Below are 15,518 nucleotides of genomic sequence, written 5' to 3'. Positions count from 1 at the left end.
GGCGTGTGACCTCCCGACTCCAGTCCCGCCCCGATGCTCCGCCGTCGAACCTGCGGTCGACGGTGTGGCTCCTGGTCGCGGTCCTGCTGGTGGCGGCGAACCTGCGCGGCGGCATCACCTCCCTCGGTGCGCTGCTCGACGGCCTCGACGGACTCTCGGCCGGGACCAGGTCGTTCCTGACCTCGCTGCCCGTGCTGTGCTTCGCCGTCGTCGGTGCGACCGGGATGACGCTCGCGCGCCGGCTCGGCGTGCATCGCGACATCGGCGTCGCGTTCGGCCTGCTGGTGGCCGGGCTGCTGGTCCGGGTGATCGGCGACCCCTGGCTGCTGCTCGTCGGCACCTTCGTCGCCTGCGCGGGCATCGCGCTCGCCAACGTACTGCTGCCGGCCGTGGTCAAGGAGGGCTTCCCGAACCGGGTCGGCGCGGTCACCGGTGCCTACAGCGCGATCATGTCGCTGGGCGCGGCGATCGCCGCCGGGGTCACGGTGCCGATCGCCGAGGCGGCCGGAAGCTGGCGGGTCGGTCTCGGCGTCTGGGCGCTGCTCGCCGCCCTGGCCCTGCTCGCGTGGGTGCCACATCTGCGCGACCACGGCCACCGCCGCGGAGCCACGACCCGGGTCTCGCTGTGGCGCGAGCCGGTGGCATGGGCCGTGACGATCCTCTTCGGCACCCAGTCGCTGTTCGCGTACGTCGTGATGAGCTGGCTGCCCAGCATCTACGCCGACGCCGGCTTCAGCCACGCGACGGCCGGGCTGCTGCTCGCGGTGAGCATCCTCGTCGGCGTACCGGTGTTCTTCCTGGCGCCATCGCTCGCGATCCGGGCATCGTCGCAGGGCCACCTGGTCGCGGTCCTGACCGCGTTCCTCGCGATCGGGTTCGCCGGGCTCTGGGTCGCACCCGTCGCCGGCGCCTGGGTCTGGGCGGTGCTGATCGGCATCGGCGGTGCGGTCTTCCCGGTCGTCCTCACCCTGTTCAGCATCCGCACCGCGACCACCGCCGGCACCACCGCGCTCTCCTCGATGGGGCAGAGCATCGGCTACCTGCTCGCTGCCGGCGGCCCGTTCCTCGTCGGGCTGCTGCGCGAGTCCACCGGATCGTGGTCGGTCCCGATCGCGCTGCTGCTGGGCATCGCGGTGGTCCAGCTCTTCGCCGGGTACGTCGCCGGCCGCCCAGTCGTCATCGGGGACCGCGCCGAGGACTGATCATCCGGCTCGCCGTGTCACGGAATGACCGACACGGCGGTCCTCTACCGCCGCGTACGTCGGCGAACCCGCAATACTGCTGGGCATGACGACAACCGCGGAGCGGACGAATCGGGTCGGACTTTCGGTGGTGGCGGCAGTGGTCGTCGCGGCGGCAGAGGCCCTGCGGCTGGTGCTGCTGAGCCGGCTCCAGTGGGAGATCGGCTATCCCGAGATCTACGCGTTCCAGGGGGTGCTGTTCACGCTGGTCTACCTGACGTACGCAGCAGTGCTGGTCTGGCGTGGACGAACGCTCCTTCGTCGGATGACGGCGCCGCTCCTCCTGCTCGTGCCGTGGTTCTTCGACTCGTTCTGGCTGATGGCGAACTTCCTCCAGGCACGCGGGTCGTTCGATCTGCCGCACGGTGAGTGGTGGCTGTGGCTGATCCGGCTCCAGATGGTGGTCACGGTGCTGTGCCTCGTGGCTGCTTGGGGCATCGCGCGCCGCCAGGGCTTCCTGTGGCTGGCCGGGCTGATCGTCCCTGCGGTGCTGATGATGGTGTGGATCACCTGGTCGGGGAGGGTCTGGGAGTCGATGGTCGGCGACACGTTCGTGACCGACCTCTTCATGATGGTGTCGAGCGTGGCCATCCCGCTCGTCGGCTGCCTGGTCTGCTGGGGGATCGAGGCGCTGTCGCGGACCGCGCGGCCGGCCCAGGTCGCGACTGCCTGACCGCTACCTCGCAGCCGGCGGATTCTTTGCGTTCTTCGGCAATTCCGGGTCGATCGGGGCGACCCGGACACCGAGCGCGGAGTGGGCGTAGCTGGCCAGCTGCTGCTCGGCGCGCTCCAGGCTGAGCGAGGAGTTGTGGGCGAGCAGGTGGAGGCCGAAGGCGTCCTCGAGGGCCACGAAGTTGCGAGCGATCGCCTCGGCCGAGTCGGTCAGCGAGAACGCGCCGGTCGCGCGTCCGACCTCGAGCACCGCGGTGTAGAGCGAGACCTCGCGGTCGAAGAGCAGCGTCATCAGGGTGGCGTGCATCGGGCTGCGGCTCGCGTTGACCGAGATCTCGTCGAGAACCTGGCTCAACAGCAGGTCCTCGCCGCGCGGAAGGCCCGAGTACATCAGGCGGCCGAGCTTCTCGGCGGGGGACAGGTCGCCTTCGATCGCACGCTGCCGGGACCAGTAGTAGCGGTCGGTCGCGGCCTGGTGAGCGGCCTCGATGAGGCCGTCGAGCTCGGGGTAGTAATAGGCGATCAGGCGCGGCGAGATGCCGGCCTCGGCGGCGATGTTCTTCATCGTGGCGCCGGCCAAGCCGTGGGCGGCGATCACGGTCAGTGTTGCCGCGGTCAGGTGTTCGCGCCGTGCGGCCTGGTCCTTGCGTCGAGCCATGCTCAACCGTAACGCGTATGTGAAATCTGTGGGCGGACGATTGACACCTGGTGTGGCGCGCCTCATATTTGCGGTGAAGCGCAAAGAAAGGACTTGCTTGTGCGTACCCACCAGGACTGGCGAGAGATCGCCGCCGAGGTCCGCCCCCGGACGCGAGCGTTCGTGGGCGGCCGTTCCGTCGACACCGCGGACGGCTCCTTCGAGAACCGGAACCCCGCGTCCGGGGCCCTGCTCGCCGAGGTCGCCGACGCCGGCCCGGCCGGGGTCGACGCCGCCGTGCGGGCGGCGCGGGCTGCGTACCAGGACGGGGGCTGGTCGCGGGCGGGAGTCGCCTTCCGGCGGGAGCGGATGCTCCGCTTCGCCGACCTTCTCGCCGACCACGCTGCCGAGCTCGCGGTCCTGGACTCGCTCGACATGGGCAAGCGGGTGGTGGACGCCTACGACCTCGACCTGCCGTTCTCGGTGAACCTGTTCCGCTACTACGCCGAGGCGATCGACAAGATCAACGACGAGGTCGCGCCCACCCCGCCGGGCACGACCGCGCTGATCCGCCGCGTCCCGCTCGGCGTCGTCGGCGCCGTCGTCCCGTGGAACTACCCGGTCGACATGCTCGCCTGGAAGGTCGCCCCGGCGATGGCCGCCGGCAACAGCGTCGTCCTCAAGCCTGCCGAGCAGTCGCCGTCCTCGGCCCTGCGGATCGCCGAGCTCGCCGCCGAGGCCGGGATCCCCGACGGTGTCCTCAACGTCGTCCCCGGCCTGGGAGAGACGACCGGCAAGGCGCTCGGCCTGCACCCGGACGTCGACGTGCTCGCCTTCACCGGCTCGACCGAGGTCGGTGCGTACTTCCTGCAGTACGCCGGCCGGTCCAACCTCAAGCAGGTCTGGCTCGAGTGCGGCGGCAAGAGCCCGCACGTCGTCTTCGCCGACGCTGAGGACCTCGCGGCCACCGCCAAGCAGACCGCCTTCGGCATCTGGTTCAACCAGGGCGCGGTCTGCTCGGCGCACTCCCGTGTCCTGGTTCAGCGCGAGGTCCACGAGGAGTTCGTCGACCTCGTCGCGAAGGAGGCGGAGGCGTACGCCCCGGGTGACCCGCTCGACCCGGCCGCCGGGATGGGCGCGATCGTCTCGCCCGAGCAGACCGACCGGATCATGCAGTACGTCGACGAGGCCAAGGGTTCCGGCGCGCGCCTGGTCACCGGCGGTGAGCGGATCACCCGCGACGGCAGCGACTGCTACGTCCAGCCGACCGTCTTCGATGGCGTCGACCCGGCCTCCACCCTCGCCCGCGAGGAGGTCTTCGGACCGGTCCTGGCGGTCACCCCCTTCGACACCGAGGACGAAGCCGTCGCGCTCGCCAACGACACCGCGTACGGCCTGGCCGCCTCGGTCGCGACCGGCAGCCTGAGCCGCGCCCACCGGCTCGCCGAGCGGATCCACGCCGGCACCGTGACCGTGAACGGCGTCGACGCCTTCAGCGCCTGGACGCCGTTCGGCGGGTTCAAGGGCTCGGGCTTCGGGCGCGACCTCTCGCTGCACGCTCTCGACAAGTACGTCGGTCTCAAGACCGTCTGGATCAACCACTGACCGCCGGCCCCACACACCAGGGACACACCATGACGCAGACCAACCAGCCGACCGCGCTCGCGGCCGAGCAGCAGTCACATCTCCGCAAGACGCTACGACGCTTCGACATCGTCTTCCTGCTCATCGCCGCCGTCGTCGGCCTCGAGACCCTCGGACAGGTCTCGCTCTACGGCGCCGAGGCGTTCACGTGGGCGCTCGTGCTCGCGGTGTTCTTCCTCGTGCCGTACGGCCTGATCTTCGCCGAGACCGGGGCGGCGTTCAGCGAGGAGGGCGGGGCCTACACCTGGGTCCGGGACGCCTTCGGCCGACCGGCCGCCGCGGTGGCGGCGATCCTCACCTGGATCACCCAGCCGGTGTGGGTCGGCGGCTCGATGGCCTTCCTCGCCGCCGAGACCGTCAGCACCTACATCACCCCGCTCGAGCACGGCTCCTTCGGTGACTACGTCTTCAAGATCGTCTTCATCTGGATCACCGTGGTCGCGGCGATCGCCAGCCTGGCCAAGGGCAAGTGGCTGCCGACCAGCGGCGCGATCCTCAAGGTCGGCCTGCTCGCGTTCTTCGTGCTGACCACGATCGTCTACGCCGCGCAGAACGGTGTCGTCGGCCTCAGCGCGGGCGACTTCAGCCCGACGCTGCTCGGCCTGTTCGGCTCGGTCCCGATCCTGCTCTTCGCCTACCTCGGCTTCGAATCCTCCAACAGTGCCGCCGGCGAGATGGAGAACCCGGCCCGCGACGTACCGGTCTCGATCTTCCGCTCCTGCGCGACCGCCGCGGTCTGCTACCTGGTGCCGATCTTCGCGATCCTGCTCGTCGTCGCCAGCGACGAGATCACCGGCATCGGCGGACTCCTCGACGCCGTCGGCACGGTCTACTCGGTCTACGGCACCGCGGCCGAGCCGCTGCTCACGCTCACCGCCGTCGTCTTCGTCTACATCCTGATGAGCCAGGGCGCCGCGTGGATGATCATCTCCGACCGGATGCAGGCGATGACCGCCGCCGACGGTGCCTTCTTCGGCGGGTTCTTCGGACGCTTCCACGAGGGCCTCGGCACCCCGGTGCGGGTCAACATGCTCTCCGGTGTCGTGGCCACGGCGTTCCTTCTCGTCGCCATGCAGGTCACCGGCGACGGTGCCTCGATCTTCGGGGTCGTGCTCACGATCTCGATCTCGACCTTCCTGCTCAGCTACCTGCTGGTGATCCCGGCCGCCATCCGGCTGCGCACCCGCTACCCCGACCGTGCGCGCCCGTTCCGGGTGCCCGTCTCCGACCGCGGCTTCGCGGTGCTCGGCTGGCTGGCCTTCGCCTGGATCCTGCTCGGGTCCTGGGTCGCCGTCTTCCCGGGCACCCTCGAGCGTCTCTTCGGCGAGACGTACCCGTTCGAGGAGATCTGGGGTGTCAGCCAGGTGACCTTCGAGGTCTTCACCCTCGGCACCCTCGGCTTCCTGCTCCTGCTGTGCGCCGTCGGGTACGCCCGGGGTGCCCGCGTCCGCGCCCAGGTCGGCGCCCCCGTCCCGTCCGTCCCGACCGAGGAGCCCACCCGATGACCGCAGCTCCGTACGACCTCCTCTTCGAGCCCGTCCAGATCGGGCCGTTCACCACCAAGAACCGCTTCTACCAGGTGCCGCACTGCAACGGCATGGGCTACCGCGACCCCAGCGCCCAGGCGGCGATGCGCAAGATCAAGGCCGAGGGCGGCTGGTCGGTGGTGTGCACCGAGCAGGTGGAGATCCACGCAACCTCCGACATTGCGCCGTTCATCGAGCTGCGGATCTGGGACGACCAGGACCTGCCCGCGCTCAGGCGGATCGCCGACGCGATCCACGAGGGCGGCGGCCTGGCCGGCATCGAGCTCGCCCACAACGGCATGAACGCGCCGAACCAGCTCAGCCGCGAGACCCCGCTCGGCCCCGCGCACCTCCCGGTCGCGCCCGACACGATCGCGCCGGTCCAGGCGCGAGCGATGTCGCTGCAGGACATCGAGGACCTGCGCCGCTGGCACCGCAATGCCGTACGCCGCTCGCTCGAGGCGGGCTACGACGTCGTCTACGTCTACGGAGCCCACGGCTACGGTGCCCCGCACCACTTCCTCTCCCGGCGCTACAACAACCGCACCGACGCGTACGGCGGCTCGCTGGAGAACCGGATGCGGCTGCTGCGCGAGCTGCTGGAGGACACGATCGAGGAGGTCGCCGGGCGCGCCGCCGTGGCCTGCCGGATCACGGTCGAGGAGGAGGTCGACGGCGGCATCACCCGCGAGGACATCGAGGGTGTGCTGCGCGAGCTCGGCGAGCTGCCGGACCTGTGGGACTTCGCCATGGGCAGCTGGGAGGGCGACTCGGTCACCTCGCGGTTCGCTCCGGAGGGCCGCCAGGAGGAGTTCGTCGCCGGGCTGAAGAAGCTGACCAGCAAGCCGGTGGTCGGCGTCGGCCGGTTCACCTCGCCCGACGCCATGGTGCGTCAGGTCAAGGCCGGCATCCTCGACCTGATCGGCGCCGCCCGCCCGTCGATCGCGGACCCGTTCCTGCCCAACAAGATCCGCGACGGTCGGCTCAACCTCATCCGTGAGTGCATCGGCTGCAACATCTGCGTCTCCGGCGACCTCACCATGTCGCCGATCCGCTGCACCCAGAACCCGAGCATGGGGGAGGAGTGGCGTCGCGGCTGGCACCCGGAGACGATCCGCGCGAAGGAGACCGACTCGCGCGTGCTGATCGTCGGCGCAGGTCCGTCCGGTCTGGAGGCCGCGCGCGCCCTCGGTTTGCGAGGCTACGACGTCGTGCTGGCCGAGGCCGGGCGCGACCTCGGTGGACGGGTCACGCAGGAGTCCGCGCTGCCAGGGCTCTCGGCGTGGGGCCGGGTCAAGGAGTACCGCGAGGCCGTCCTCGCCGACCTCCCGAACGTCGAGATCTACCGCGAGAGCCCGATGGCGGCTGCGGACATCGTCGAGTTCGGCTTCGAGCACGTCATCACCGCGACCGGCGCCACCTGGCGTACGGACGGCGTCGCCCGCTTCCACACCACTGCGATGCCGATCGCCGAGGGTGCGCAGGTGCTCGGGCCGGACGACCTCTTCGCCGGTCGGCTTCCTTCGGGGAAGAAGGTGGTCGTCTACGACGACGACCACTACTACCTGGGCGGTGTCGTCGCCGAGCTGCTCGCGCAGAAGGGCTACGACGTCTCGATCGTCACCACCGGCGCGCAGGTCTCGTCGTGGACCAACAACACCTTCGAGATCAACCGGATCCAGCGCCGCCTGATCGAGAACCGCATCACCCGGGTGACCGACCACGCGGTCGTGTCGGTCGGGGCCGGCGGTGTCCGGGTCCAGGACGTCTACGCGGGCATCGAGCGCGACCTCGACTGCGACGCCGTCGTCATGGTGACCGCCCGGCTCCCGCGCGAGGAGCTCTACCTCGACCTCCTCGCTCGCCGCGACGCCGGTGAGATCGCCTCCGTACGCGGAATCGGCGACTCCTGGGCGCCGGGCACCATCGCGGCCGCCGTGTGGTCCGGCCGCCGCGCGGCCGAGGAGTTCGACGCCGTCCTGCCGTCGAACGACGAGGTGCCGTTCCGGCGCGAGGTCACCCAGTTGGCCTGAGGCGCAACCAGCCGGCTGGCGCCCGGTGTGGAGGGGACCTCCCCTCCACACCGGGCTTTCTCGTTGGTGATCGGCCGGTGAGCTGGGTACGACGGGGAGTTCTGCAGGGGTTACGGGCTGGTAACCCCTGCAGAACTCCCCGTCGTAGGTTGGGTTCGGACAATGCCGAAGGCCCGGACCCCCGTAGGGATCCGGGCCTTCGACCGGTGCGGCTGTGCGCCTGTGATCAGCCGCGCGCCTGACGGTCGTACGCCGCGTAGCTCCGCTGCGTCGCGATGTGGCCGGCGACGTGCTTGGCGTCGTGCCAGACACCCCAGATGAAGCTCGAGCCACGGCGGGAGAGCCAGGGGAGGCCGACGAAGTAGACGCCGGGCTCGGTGGAGACGCCTCGGCGGTGGGCCGGGCGGCCGTTCTCGTCGAGCGCGTCGACTCGGAGCCAGCTGTAGTCGGTCGCGAAGCCGGTCGCCCAGATCACCGTGGTGATGCCGGCCTCGGCGAGGTCGACGGACAGCAGGGGGGTGGTCGCAGCCGAGGGGGCGGGGCCGAGATCACGGGCCGAGGGCTCCTCGGGGAGGTCGATGCCGTTGCGGGCGACGTACTCGTCGGCGGCGTCGAGGAGGGCGAGGTAGTTGGCGTCGCCCCGGGCGATGTTCTCGGCCAGGTCCTCGCGGAAGCTTAGTGTGCCGGCGTCGAACCGGTCGGTCATGCCGACGAGCTGGATCCCGCCCGCCTCGAGGGTGCGGAAGTCGACGGTGTGGCCGCCGCGGGCGCCGCTGACGGCGATGGTGACGTGTTCCGCGCCGGCGGCCGGGGTCTCCAGGTCCCACAGACCGAGGACGCCGAGCCACCAGCAGAAGTCGCGGCCGCGGTAGCTGCGCGGGGGACGGTCGTGCGGCCCGACGGAGAGGTGGACCTGGCGGCCGGAGCGCTGCAGCTCGTCGGCGATCTGGACGCCGGAGGAGCCCGCGCCGACGACGAGGACGTTGCCCTCGGGGAGCTGGTCAGGGTTGCGGTAGTCGCTCGAGTGCAGCTGCAGCTGTACCGCGTCCTCGGGGACGATCGGCGGGTAGACCGGCTTCTGGAACGGGCCGGTCGCGGCGACGACGAAGCGCGCGTCGATGACGCCGTCGGAGGTCTCCACCCGGAAGCCCGGACGGCCCTCGTTGCGGGTCACCGAGGTCACCTCGACGCCGGTCCTGATCGGAGCGGCGATCTTCTCGGCGTACGCCTCGAAGTAGGCGGCGACCTGGTCCTTGGTGGCGAACGCGTCCGCGTCGACGTCCTGGAACTCCAGACCCGGGAAGCGGTCGTGCCAGGCGGGGCCGTTGGCGACGAGCGAGTCCCAGCGCATCGTGCGCCAGCGCTCGGCGATCCGGTCACGCTCCAGCACGAGATGGGGTACGCCGTTGTCGCTCAGGTGCTCGCTCATCGCCACCCCGGCCTGACCTGCGCCGACGACGAGGACCTCGATGTCTTCGTTTGCCATGCCGAAATCCTCGGCCGCCGTCCTTGGTCATGTCCAACAGATGTTGTTGGCCTTACCCATCGGATCGGCTGATGCAAGCACGCCTGACGCCATTGCATCTGTTTCGTTGACGACAGTCCTCGGAAACATCTGTTGGACACATGCACGGGGACGAGGTGGACTGGACGTCGTGGAGACCAACAAGAGCAGCATCGTCGTCGGCGGACACACCCGGATCCGCCCGTTCAACACCAGCGTCACCTATCCCGAGCAGAACCTCGACAACGACCTGTGCCAGGCCGTCGTCGCGGGCAACACCGTCTACGTGCGCGGTCAGATCGGGCAGGACCTGGACACCAGCGAGTCGGTCGGCATCGGCGACGTCGAGGCGCAGACCGAGCAGGCGATGGCCAACATCAAGATGCTGCTCGAGGAGGCCGGTGCCGAGATGGAGCACCTGGTCAAGCTCACGATCTACATCGTCGACCCGCGCTACCGCGAGGTCGTCTACCGCACCATCGGCCGCTGGACGAAGGGCGTGCACCCGATCTCGACCGGCCTGGTGATCTCCGCCCTGGCCCGCCCGGAGTGGCTGGTCGAGGTCGACGCGATCGCCGTGATCCCGGAGGCGTCGAAGTGACCTTCTCCGTTCTCGCCACCGACGGCAAGGGCGCCGTCGGCATCGCCGTGACCTCCTCCAGCCCGGCCGTCGCCGCGCGCTGCGTCCACCTGCGCCCCGGCGTCGGTGGCGCCTCCTCGCAGAACATCACCGACCCGCGCCTGGGCATCGAGCTGCTCGACGCGCTCGCCTCGGGGCTCGACGCCCGGGCCGCACTGGCCGCGGTCACCCAGGGACGCGAGCACATCGAGCACCGTCAGCTGACCGTGCTCGGGCTCGACGGGGCCGGTGCCGCGTACAGCGGGTCCGGGTCCCTCGGTGTCCACCGCCACGTCGTCGCCCCGCAGGTCGTCGCCGCCGGCAACCTGCTGTCCGGCACCGAGGTCGTCGACGCCGTCGTGGCGGGTTTCGAGGCCGGGACCGGAGAGCTCGAGGATCGGCTGCTCGCCGGGCTCGAGGCGGGACTGGCGGCCGGCGGCGAGGCCGGGCCCCTGCACTCGGCGGGCCTCTCGGTCGTACGCGACGTCGCCTGGCGGGTCACCGACCTCCGCGTCGACTGGAGCGAGCGCCCGATCGAGGAGCTCCGCGATCTGCTGAAGGTCTGGCTGCCGCAGCGCGACGACTACGTGACCCGCGGTCTCGACCCCACCACCGCACCGTCCTACGGCGTGCCCGGGGACGAGTGACCTCGATGCCCACCACCGCGAAGCAGGACGCCGCCGCGACGGTCAGCAGCGACTCCGAGCGCCTGATCCGGCTCTCCGAGCAGCTGCACGCCCACCCCGAGACCGCCTGGGAGGAGCACCGCTCCTCGCGCTGGGTCGCGGAGTCGCTCGAGGAGGCCGGGTTCACCGTGACCCCGGCCCTCCTCGGCCTGGAGACCGCGTTCCAGGCGAGTTTCGGCAGCGGCCCGTTCCGGCTCGGCCTCTGCGCTGAGTACGACGCGCTCCCCGGCCTCGGCCACGCCTGCGGCCACAACCTGATCTCCGCGATCACCGTCGGTGCGGCCCGCGCGCTGGCCCCGCTCGCCGACACGGCGGGGCTGACCATCGAGGTCTACGGCACCCCCGCCGAGGAGGGCGGTGGCGGCAAGATCGAGCTGCTCGAGCGTGGCGCCTTCGCCGGGCTCGACCTGGCCATGATGGCTCATCCCGCACCCGTCGACGTGGCCGAGGCGGAGCCGTTCGCGGTCTCGCACTCGCACGTCGAATACCAGGGCAAGGCCGCCCACGCGGCGGCCTACCCCGAGCAGGGCGTCAATGCCGCCGACGCCTTCACCATCGCCCAGGTCGCCATCGGCCTGCTCCGCCAGCAGCTGCCGCCGACCGTACGTGTCCACGGCGTGATGACCAACGGGGGAGAGGCACCCAACGCCATCCCCGCCCGCACCGAGGGCCGCTGGTACGTCCGTGCCGAGAGCCTCGCCCAGCTCGCCGAGACCGAGGAGAAGGTCTGGCGCTGCTTCGAGGCCGGTGCCCTCGCCACCGGCGCGACGCTCACCGTCGAGCCGGAGAGCAAGCCGTACGCCGAGTTCCGCACGTTCGCGCCCGCGCTGGCGGCGTACCGGCGCAACGCCGAGGAGATCGGCCGGGTCTTCGATCCGGGCACGCCGGCGCGCCGGATGAACCGTGCCTCCACCGACATGGGCAACGTCTCCCAGGTCGTGAATGCGATCCACCCCTACGTCGGCATCAACTCCGGGAGCGCCCTCAACCATCAGCCCGAGTTCGCCGCGCACTGCGTCGGCGGGGATGCCGAGAAGGCGCTCCTCGACGCCGCCACCGCGCTGGCCTGGACCGCGCTCGACGTCGCCGAGGAGGCGGCCGGACGATGACCGCCGTCGACGCACCGTCCACCCGCACCGAGCACGACTCGCTCGGCGCCTTCGAGGTGCCGGCCACCGCATACTGGGGCGTGCACACCGCCCGCGCGCTGCGGAACTTCCCGGTCAGCGGCACCACGGTCGGCAGCCACCGCTCGCTCGTCGCCGCTCTCGGCGCGGTCAAGCTCGCCGCGGCCCGGACCAACCACGAGCTCGGCCTGCTCGACGACCGCCGCCACGCGGCCATCGCCGCCGCCGCACGGGACGTGCGTGACGGAAAGCTCGACGAACAGTTCGTCGTCGACGTGATCCAGGGCGGCGCCGGCACCTCGACCAACATGAACGCCAACGAGGTCGTCGCCAACCGCGCCCTGCAGATCCTCGGCCTGCCGTTCGGCAGCTACGACGAGATCCACCCGCTGGACCACGTCAACCGCTGCCAGTCCACCAACGACGTCTACCCGACCGCGGTCCGCCTCGCCCTCGTCGGTGCGATCGACCGCCTGGCCGAGGCGACCGAGGCCCTGGCCGACTCCTTCGCCCGCAAGGCGACCGCGTTCCGCGCCGTCCCCAAGATCGGACGTACGCAGCTCCAGGACGCCGTCCCGATGACGGTCGGCCAGGAGCTCGGTGCCTTCGCCACCACGCTGCGCGAGGAGCTGGCCCGGCTGGCCGACTCCCGCGTGCTCCTGTGCGAGATCAACCTCGGGGCCACCGCGATCGGCACCGGCATCACCGCCCACCCCGACTACCCGCGGCTCGCCGTCGCGCACCTCGCCGAGATCACCGGCCTGCTGGTGGTCGGCGCCGGTGACCTGGTCGAGGCGACCAGCGACACCGGCGCGTTCGTGCAGGTCTCCAGCGTGCTGAAGCGGATCGTCGTCAAGGCCTCCAAGATCTGCAACGACCTGCGGCTGCTCAGCTCGGGTCCGCAGGCCGGGCTCGGCGAGCTCCGCCTTCCTGCCCGCCAGGCGGGGTCGAGCATCATGCCCGGCAAGGTCAACCCGGTGATCCCGGAGATGGTCAACCAGGTCGCCTTCTGGGTGATCGGCAACGACCTCACCGTCACGATGGCGGCCGAGGGCGGTCAGCTCCAGCTCAACGCGTTCGAGCCCGTGATGGCGCACGGCCTGCTCCAGGGATTCACCTGGACCGCCGCCGCCTTCGACTCGCTGCGGGAGCTGTGCGTCGAGGGGATCACCGTCGACGCCACGAAGCTCGCCGCCGCGGCCGCCACCAACGCCGGCCTCGCCACCGCGTTGACGCCGCTGCTCGGCTATGCGAAGTCCGCCGAGATCGCCAAGGCGGCACTCGGCGGCGCCGGAGCGGTGCGCGATCTCGCTCTTGCCGCCGGCGGACTCGACCCGGCCGTCCTCGATGCACTGCTGCGTCCCGAGACGCTCGCCGACCTCGACGCGACCGGCGTGAACGGCGCGACCGGCGCGACCGGCGCGAACGGGGCGAATCGGGAGTGAGTTCCGGCAGGATGGCCCGTATGGCCGAGCCGTCCTTCACCCTGACCCAGCTGCGCTACTTCGCCGCAGCTGCGGAGCTGGGCTCCATGACCGCCGCTTCGCGGCAGCTCGTGGTCTCGCAGTCGGCCGTCTCGACGGCCGTCGCACAGCTCGAGAAGGAGCTGGGCGTCCAGCTGCTGCTGCGCCACCACGCGCGCGGCCTGACCCTCACGGCGGCCGGGGAGGAGTTCTACCGCGAGCTGCGCAGCTATCTGGTGCACACCAGCGAGCTGGTCGAGGTCGCCCGCTCCGCCGGCCAGGCGCTCGTCGGCGACCTCACCATCGGCTGCTTCACCACCCTGGGCCCGTTCGAGCTGCCGCGGCTGCTGGCCGCCTGCGAGCAGGACCACCCGGGCATCCACGTCTCGGTCCTCGAGGACGAGCACGCGGCGCTCAAGCACGCGCTGCGTTCGGGCCGCTGCGAGCTGGCGCTCATGTACGGCTACGACCTCGACGACGACATCGACCACGTCCGGGTCGGCCTAGCCGCGCCGTACGTCCTCGTCGGGAAGGGCCACCGGCTGGCCCGCCGGAAGAAGGTCGCGCTCGCCGAGCTCGAGAAGGAGCCGATGGTGCTCCTCGATCTGCCGCACAGCGGCCAGTACTTCGAGCGGCTGGTCGAGTCGGCCGGCTTCCGCCCCGAGATCCGCCACCGCAGCGCCGGCTTCGAGACCGTCCGCGCGATGGTCGCCAACGGCCAGGGGTGGTCGGTGCTCAACCAGCGTCCGGCCAGCGCCACGACGTACGACGGTGCCGAGATCGTGACGTTGGAGATCAGCGATCCGGTCGAGCCTCTCGAGGTCGTGCTGGCCTCGATGAAGGGCGTGCGCCTCACCGCCCGTGCCCAGGCCTTCGTCCGGTCCGCGGGCCGCGCAGCACGACGGCGGGAAGGCCGCTGAGGCGACCTTCCCGCCGAGGAAGTGCTGGGTGGCTCAGACCTGCGGGGCGAGCGCGACCTCGCTCGGGGCGAGCTTGCGGCCGCGTGCCAGCAGGTAGTAGATCGGCGCGGTCGCGACCAGGCCCAGGATCCAGCTCAGGTCGGCGCCGTCGAGCTTGTCCGCGACCGGCCCGGTGTAGAGCGGCGTCGCCATGAACGGGATCTGGACGAGGATGCCGATCACGTAGGCGAGGATCGCCTGGCCGTTGAAGCGGCCGTAGATGCCGCCGTCAGCCGCGAAGATCGAGTCGAGGTCGTAGTTGCCGCGGTGGATCAGGTAGAAGTCGATCAGGTTGATCGCGGTCCACGGGACCAGCACGACCAGCAGCGCGAGCACGATGTCGACGAAGTACGAGATGAAGTTGCCCGAGACGCCGATGGCGAAGTACGTCGAGGCGGCCATCACGATCAGCGACAGCACCACGCGGCTGCGTGCCGTCGGGATCCAGGTGGCGACGAACGTCTGCACGCAGGTGATGACCGAGAGCACGGTCCCGTAGAGGTTGAGCGCGTTGTGGCTGATCACCGAGAGCAGGAACAGGACGAGGAGCGGGGTGCCGAACGCGCCGGTGGTGTCCCGGACGCCGGTCATGACCTCGATGCCCGGCTTCATCGCCAGTGCGACGATCGCACCGAAGGCGAACGGCAGGATCGAGCCGAGGGTGCAGCCGAGATAGGTGGCGGTGAAGGTGGCCTTCACCCCGACGCCGGCCGGCAGGTAGCGGGAGTAGTCCGAGACGTACGGAGCGAAGGCGATCTGCCACAGCGCACCCAGCGAGACCGTGGCCAGGAAGCCGGCGGTGCTGTACCCGCCCTGCGTCCAGAAGCCCGCGGGCAGGCCGGCGACGAAGATGGCGACGGTGCCGAGCACGATGCCGATGCCGAGGACCCAGGTCGCGATCTTGTTGAGCGAGTGGATGACCTTGTAGCCGATCACCGCGATCAGGCCGGAGCCGAGCGCGCCGATGACGATGCCGGCCTCGACCGGGATCGGCTCGGCGATGCCGTGCAGCGACTGGCCGGCCAGGACGATGTTGGAGGCGAAGAAGGCCAGGTACATCACCGCCGCGATCACCACGACGATCAGTGCCCCGTACGAGCCGAACTGGCCGCGGCTCTGGATCATCTGCGGGATGCCCATCTGTGGGCCCTGGGCCGAGTGCAGCGCCATGAAGACGCCGCCGACGAGGTGGCCGACCACGATGGCGACGAGGCACCAGAAGAGGTCGAGGCCGAAGACGGTGACGCCAGCGGCACCGGTGACGACGGGCAGGGGAGCGATGTTCGTCCCGAACCACAGGGTGAAGAGGTCGCGCACCTTGCCATGGCGGTCCTCGGGCGGGACGTAGCCGATGGTGTGCTTCTCGACGACTGGTTGGTCTGGCATGTTCGTTCTCCAAAGGGTGTG

Annotated in this window: 13 protein-coding genes; 10 read left to right on the top strand and 3 right to left on the bottom strand. The window is 70.6% G+C overall.

Features of this window, described 5'->3' with window-relative positions:
- Window positions 1-5: 5 nt before the first annotated feature.
- A complete protein-coding gene (locus tag OG984_RS08875) occupies window positions 6-1,202 on the top strand; it encodes a CynX/NimT family MFS transporter (RefSeq protein WP_328531224.1) in 1,197 nt (398 codons plus the stop codon).
- 85 nt (window positions 1,203-1,287) lie between these two features.
- On the top strand, window positions 1,288-1,914 hold the full coding sequence (locus tag OG984_RS08870) for a hypothetical protein (protein WP_328531223.1): 627 nt from the start codon (window positions 1,288-1,290) through the stop codon (window positions 1,912-1,914).
- A 3-nt stretch (window positions 1,915-1,917) separates the two neighbouring features.
- On the opposite strand, the gene OG984_RS08865 is transcribed toward OG984_RS08870, so the two are convergent.
- Window positions 1,918-2,571, bottom strand: coding sequence for a TetR/AcrR family transcriptional regulator (locus tag OG984_RS08865; RefSeq protein WP_328531222.1), 654 nt, complete (start codon window positions 2,569-2,571; stop codon window positions 1,918-1,920).
- A 99-nt stretch (window positions 2,572-2,670) separates the two neighbouring features.
- On the opposite strand from OG984_RS08865, the gene OG984_RS08860 reads away from it, so the two are divergent.
- The 3 genes from OG984_RS08860 to OG984_RS08850 are packed head-to-tail and all read left to right on the top strand — an operon-like array spanning window position 2,671 to window position 7,753.
- Entirely contained in the window at window positions 2,671-4,155 is a 1,485-nt protein-coding gene (locus OG984_RS08860; protein WP_328531221.1) for an aldehyde dehydrogenase, read from the top strand.
- 29 nt (window positions 4,156-4,184) lie between these two features.
- Window positions 4,185-5,699, top strand: coding sequence for an APC family permease (locus tag OG984_RS08855; RefSeq protein WP_328531220.1), 1,515 nt, complete (start codon window positions 4,185-4,187; stop codon window positions 5,697-5,699).
- Window positions 5,696-7,753 (top strand): oxidoreductase, encoded by a 2,058-nt coding sequence (locus OG984_RS08850; RefSeq protein ID WP_328531219.1) that lies wholly within the window; start codon window positions 5,696-5,698, stop codon window positions 7,751-7,753. Before OG984_RS08855 ends, OG984_RS08850 begins: the two co-directional genes overlap by 4 nt.
- Before the next feature lie 226 nt (window positions 7,754-7,979).
- On the opposite strand, the gene OG984_RS08845 is transcribed toward OG984_RS08850, so the two are convergent.
- On the bottom strand, window positions 7,980-9,239 hold the full coding sequence (locus OG984_RS08845) for a flavin-containing monooxygenase (RefSeq protein ID WP_328531218.1): 1,260 nt from the start codon (window positions 9,237-9,239) through the stop codon (window positions 7,980-7,982).
- A gap of 169 nt (window positions 9,240-9,408) precedes the next feature.
- Here OG984_RS08845 and OG984_RS08840 point away from each other — a divergent pair, with 169 nt between their 5' ends.
- The 5 genes from OG984_RS08840 to OG984_RS08820 are packed head-to-tail and all read left to right on the top strand — an operon-like array spanning window position 9,409 to window position 14,072.
- On the top strand, window positions 9,409-9,858 hold the full coding sequence (locus OG984_RS08840; RefSeq protein ID WP_328531217.1) for a RidA family protein: 450 nt from the start codon (window positions 9,409-9,411) through the stop codon (window positions 9,856-9,858).
- On the top strand, window positions 9,855-10,523 hold the full coding sequence (locus tag OG984_RS08835; RefSeq protein WP_328531216.1) for a DUF1028 domain-containing protein: 669 nt from the start codon (window positions 9,855-9,857) through the stop codon (window positions 10,521-10,523). Before OG984_RS08840 ends, OG984_RS08835 begins: the two co-directional genes overlap by 4 nt.
- 5 nt (window positions 10,524-10,528) lie before the next feature.
- The gene (locus OG984_RS08830) at window positions 10,529-11,671 is read left to right on the top strand and encodes a M20 family metallopeptidase (protein WP_328531215.1); all 1,143 of its coding nucleotides are present in this window, start codon (window positions 10,529-10,531) and stop codon (window positions 11,669-11,671) included.
- Entirely contained in the window at window positions 11,668-13,134 is a 1,467-nt protein-coding gene (locus OG984_RS08825; protein ID WP_328531214.1) for an aspartate ammonia-lyase, read from the top strand. Before OG984_RS08830 ends, OG984_RS08825 begins: the two co-directional genes overlap by 4 nt.
- Before the next feature lie 20 nt (window positions 13,135-13,154).
- Window positions 13,155-14,072, top strand: a complete 918-nt coding sequence (locus OG984_RS08820; RefSeq protein ID WP_328531213.1) for a LysR family transcriptional regulator — start codon at window positions 13,155-13,157, stop codon at window positions 14,070-14,072.
- Window positions 14,073-14,105: 33 nt separating this feature from the next.
- Here OG984_RS08820 and OG984_RS08815 read toward each other — a convergent pair whose 3' ends face one another.
- The gene (locus OG984_RS08815) at window positions 14,106-15,497 is read right to left on the bottom strand and encodes a purine-cytosine permease family protein (protein ID WP_328531212.1); all 1,392 of its coding nucleotides are present in this window, start codon (window positions 15,495-15,497) and stop codon (window positions 14,106-14,108) included.
- Between the last annotated feature and the right edge of the window lie 21 nt (window positions 15,498-15,518).

Origin of the sequence: Nocardioides sp. NBC_00368 (genome assembly GCF_036090055.1) — a bacterium.
GTDB lineage: Bacteria > Actinomycetota > Actinomycetes > Propionibacteriales > Nocardioidaceae > Nocardioides.
The sequence above is the reverse complement of the archived record's forward strand: the minus strand, read 5'-3'. Positions and strand labels throughout refer to the sequence as shown.

Bases quoted from the DNA above. Each gene is read 5' to 3' on its own strand.
- OG984_RS08870 (WP_328531223.1), top strand. From the start codon at position 1,288: ATGACGACAACCGCGGAGCGGACGAATCGGGTCGGACTTTCGGTGGTG.
- OG984_RS08865 (WP_328531222.1), bottom strand. From the start codon at position 2,571: ATGGCTCGACGCAAGGACCAGGCCGCACGGCGCGAACACCTGACCGCG.
- OG984_RS08855 (WP_328531220.1), top strand. From the start codon at position 4,185: ATGACGCAGACCAACCAGCCGACCGCGCTCGCGGCCGAGCAGCAGTCA.
- OG984_RS08850 (WP_328531219.1), top strand. From the start codon at position 5,696: ATGACCGCAGCTCCGTACGACCTCCTCTTCGAGCCCGTCCAGATCGGG.
- OG984_RS08845 (WP_328531218.1), bottom strand. From the start codon at position 9,239: ATGGCAAACGAAGACATCGAGGTCCTCGTCGTCGGCGCAGGTCAGGCC.
- OG984_RS08830 (WP_328531215.1), top strand. From the start codon at position 10,529: ATGCCCACCACCGCGAAGCAGGACGCCGCCGCGACGGTCAGCAGCGAC.
- OG984_RS08825 (WP_328531214.1), top strand. From the start codon at position 11,668: ATGACCGCCGTCGACGCACCGTCCACCCGCACCGAGCACGACTCGCTC.
- OG984_RS08820 (WP_328531213.1), top strand. From the start codon at position 13,155: ATGGCCGAGCCGTCCTTCACCCTGACCCAGCTGCGCTACTTCGCCGCA.
- OG984_RS08815 (WP_328531212.1), bottom strand. From the start codon at position 15,497: ATGCCAGACCAACCAGTCGTCGAGAAGCACACCATCGGCTACGTCCCG.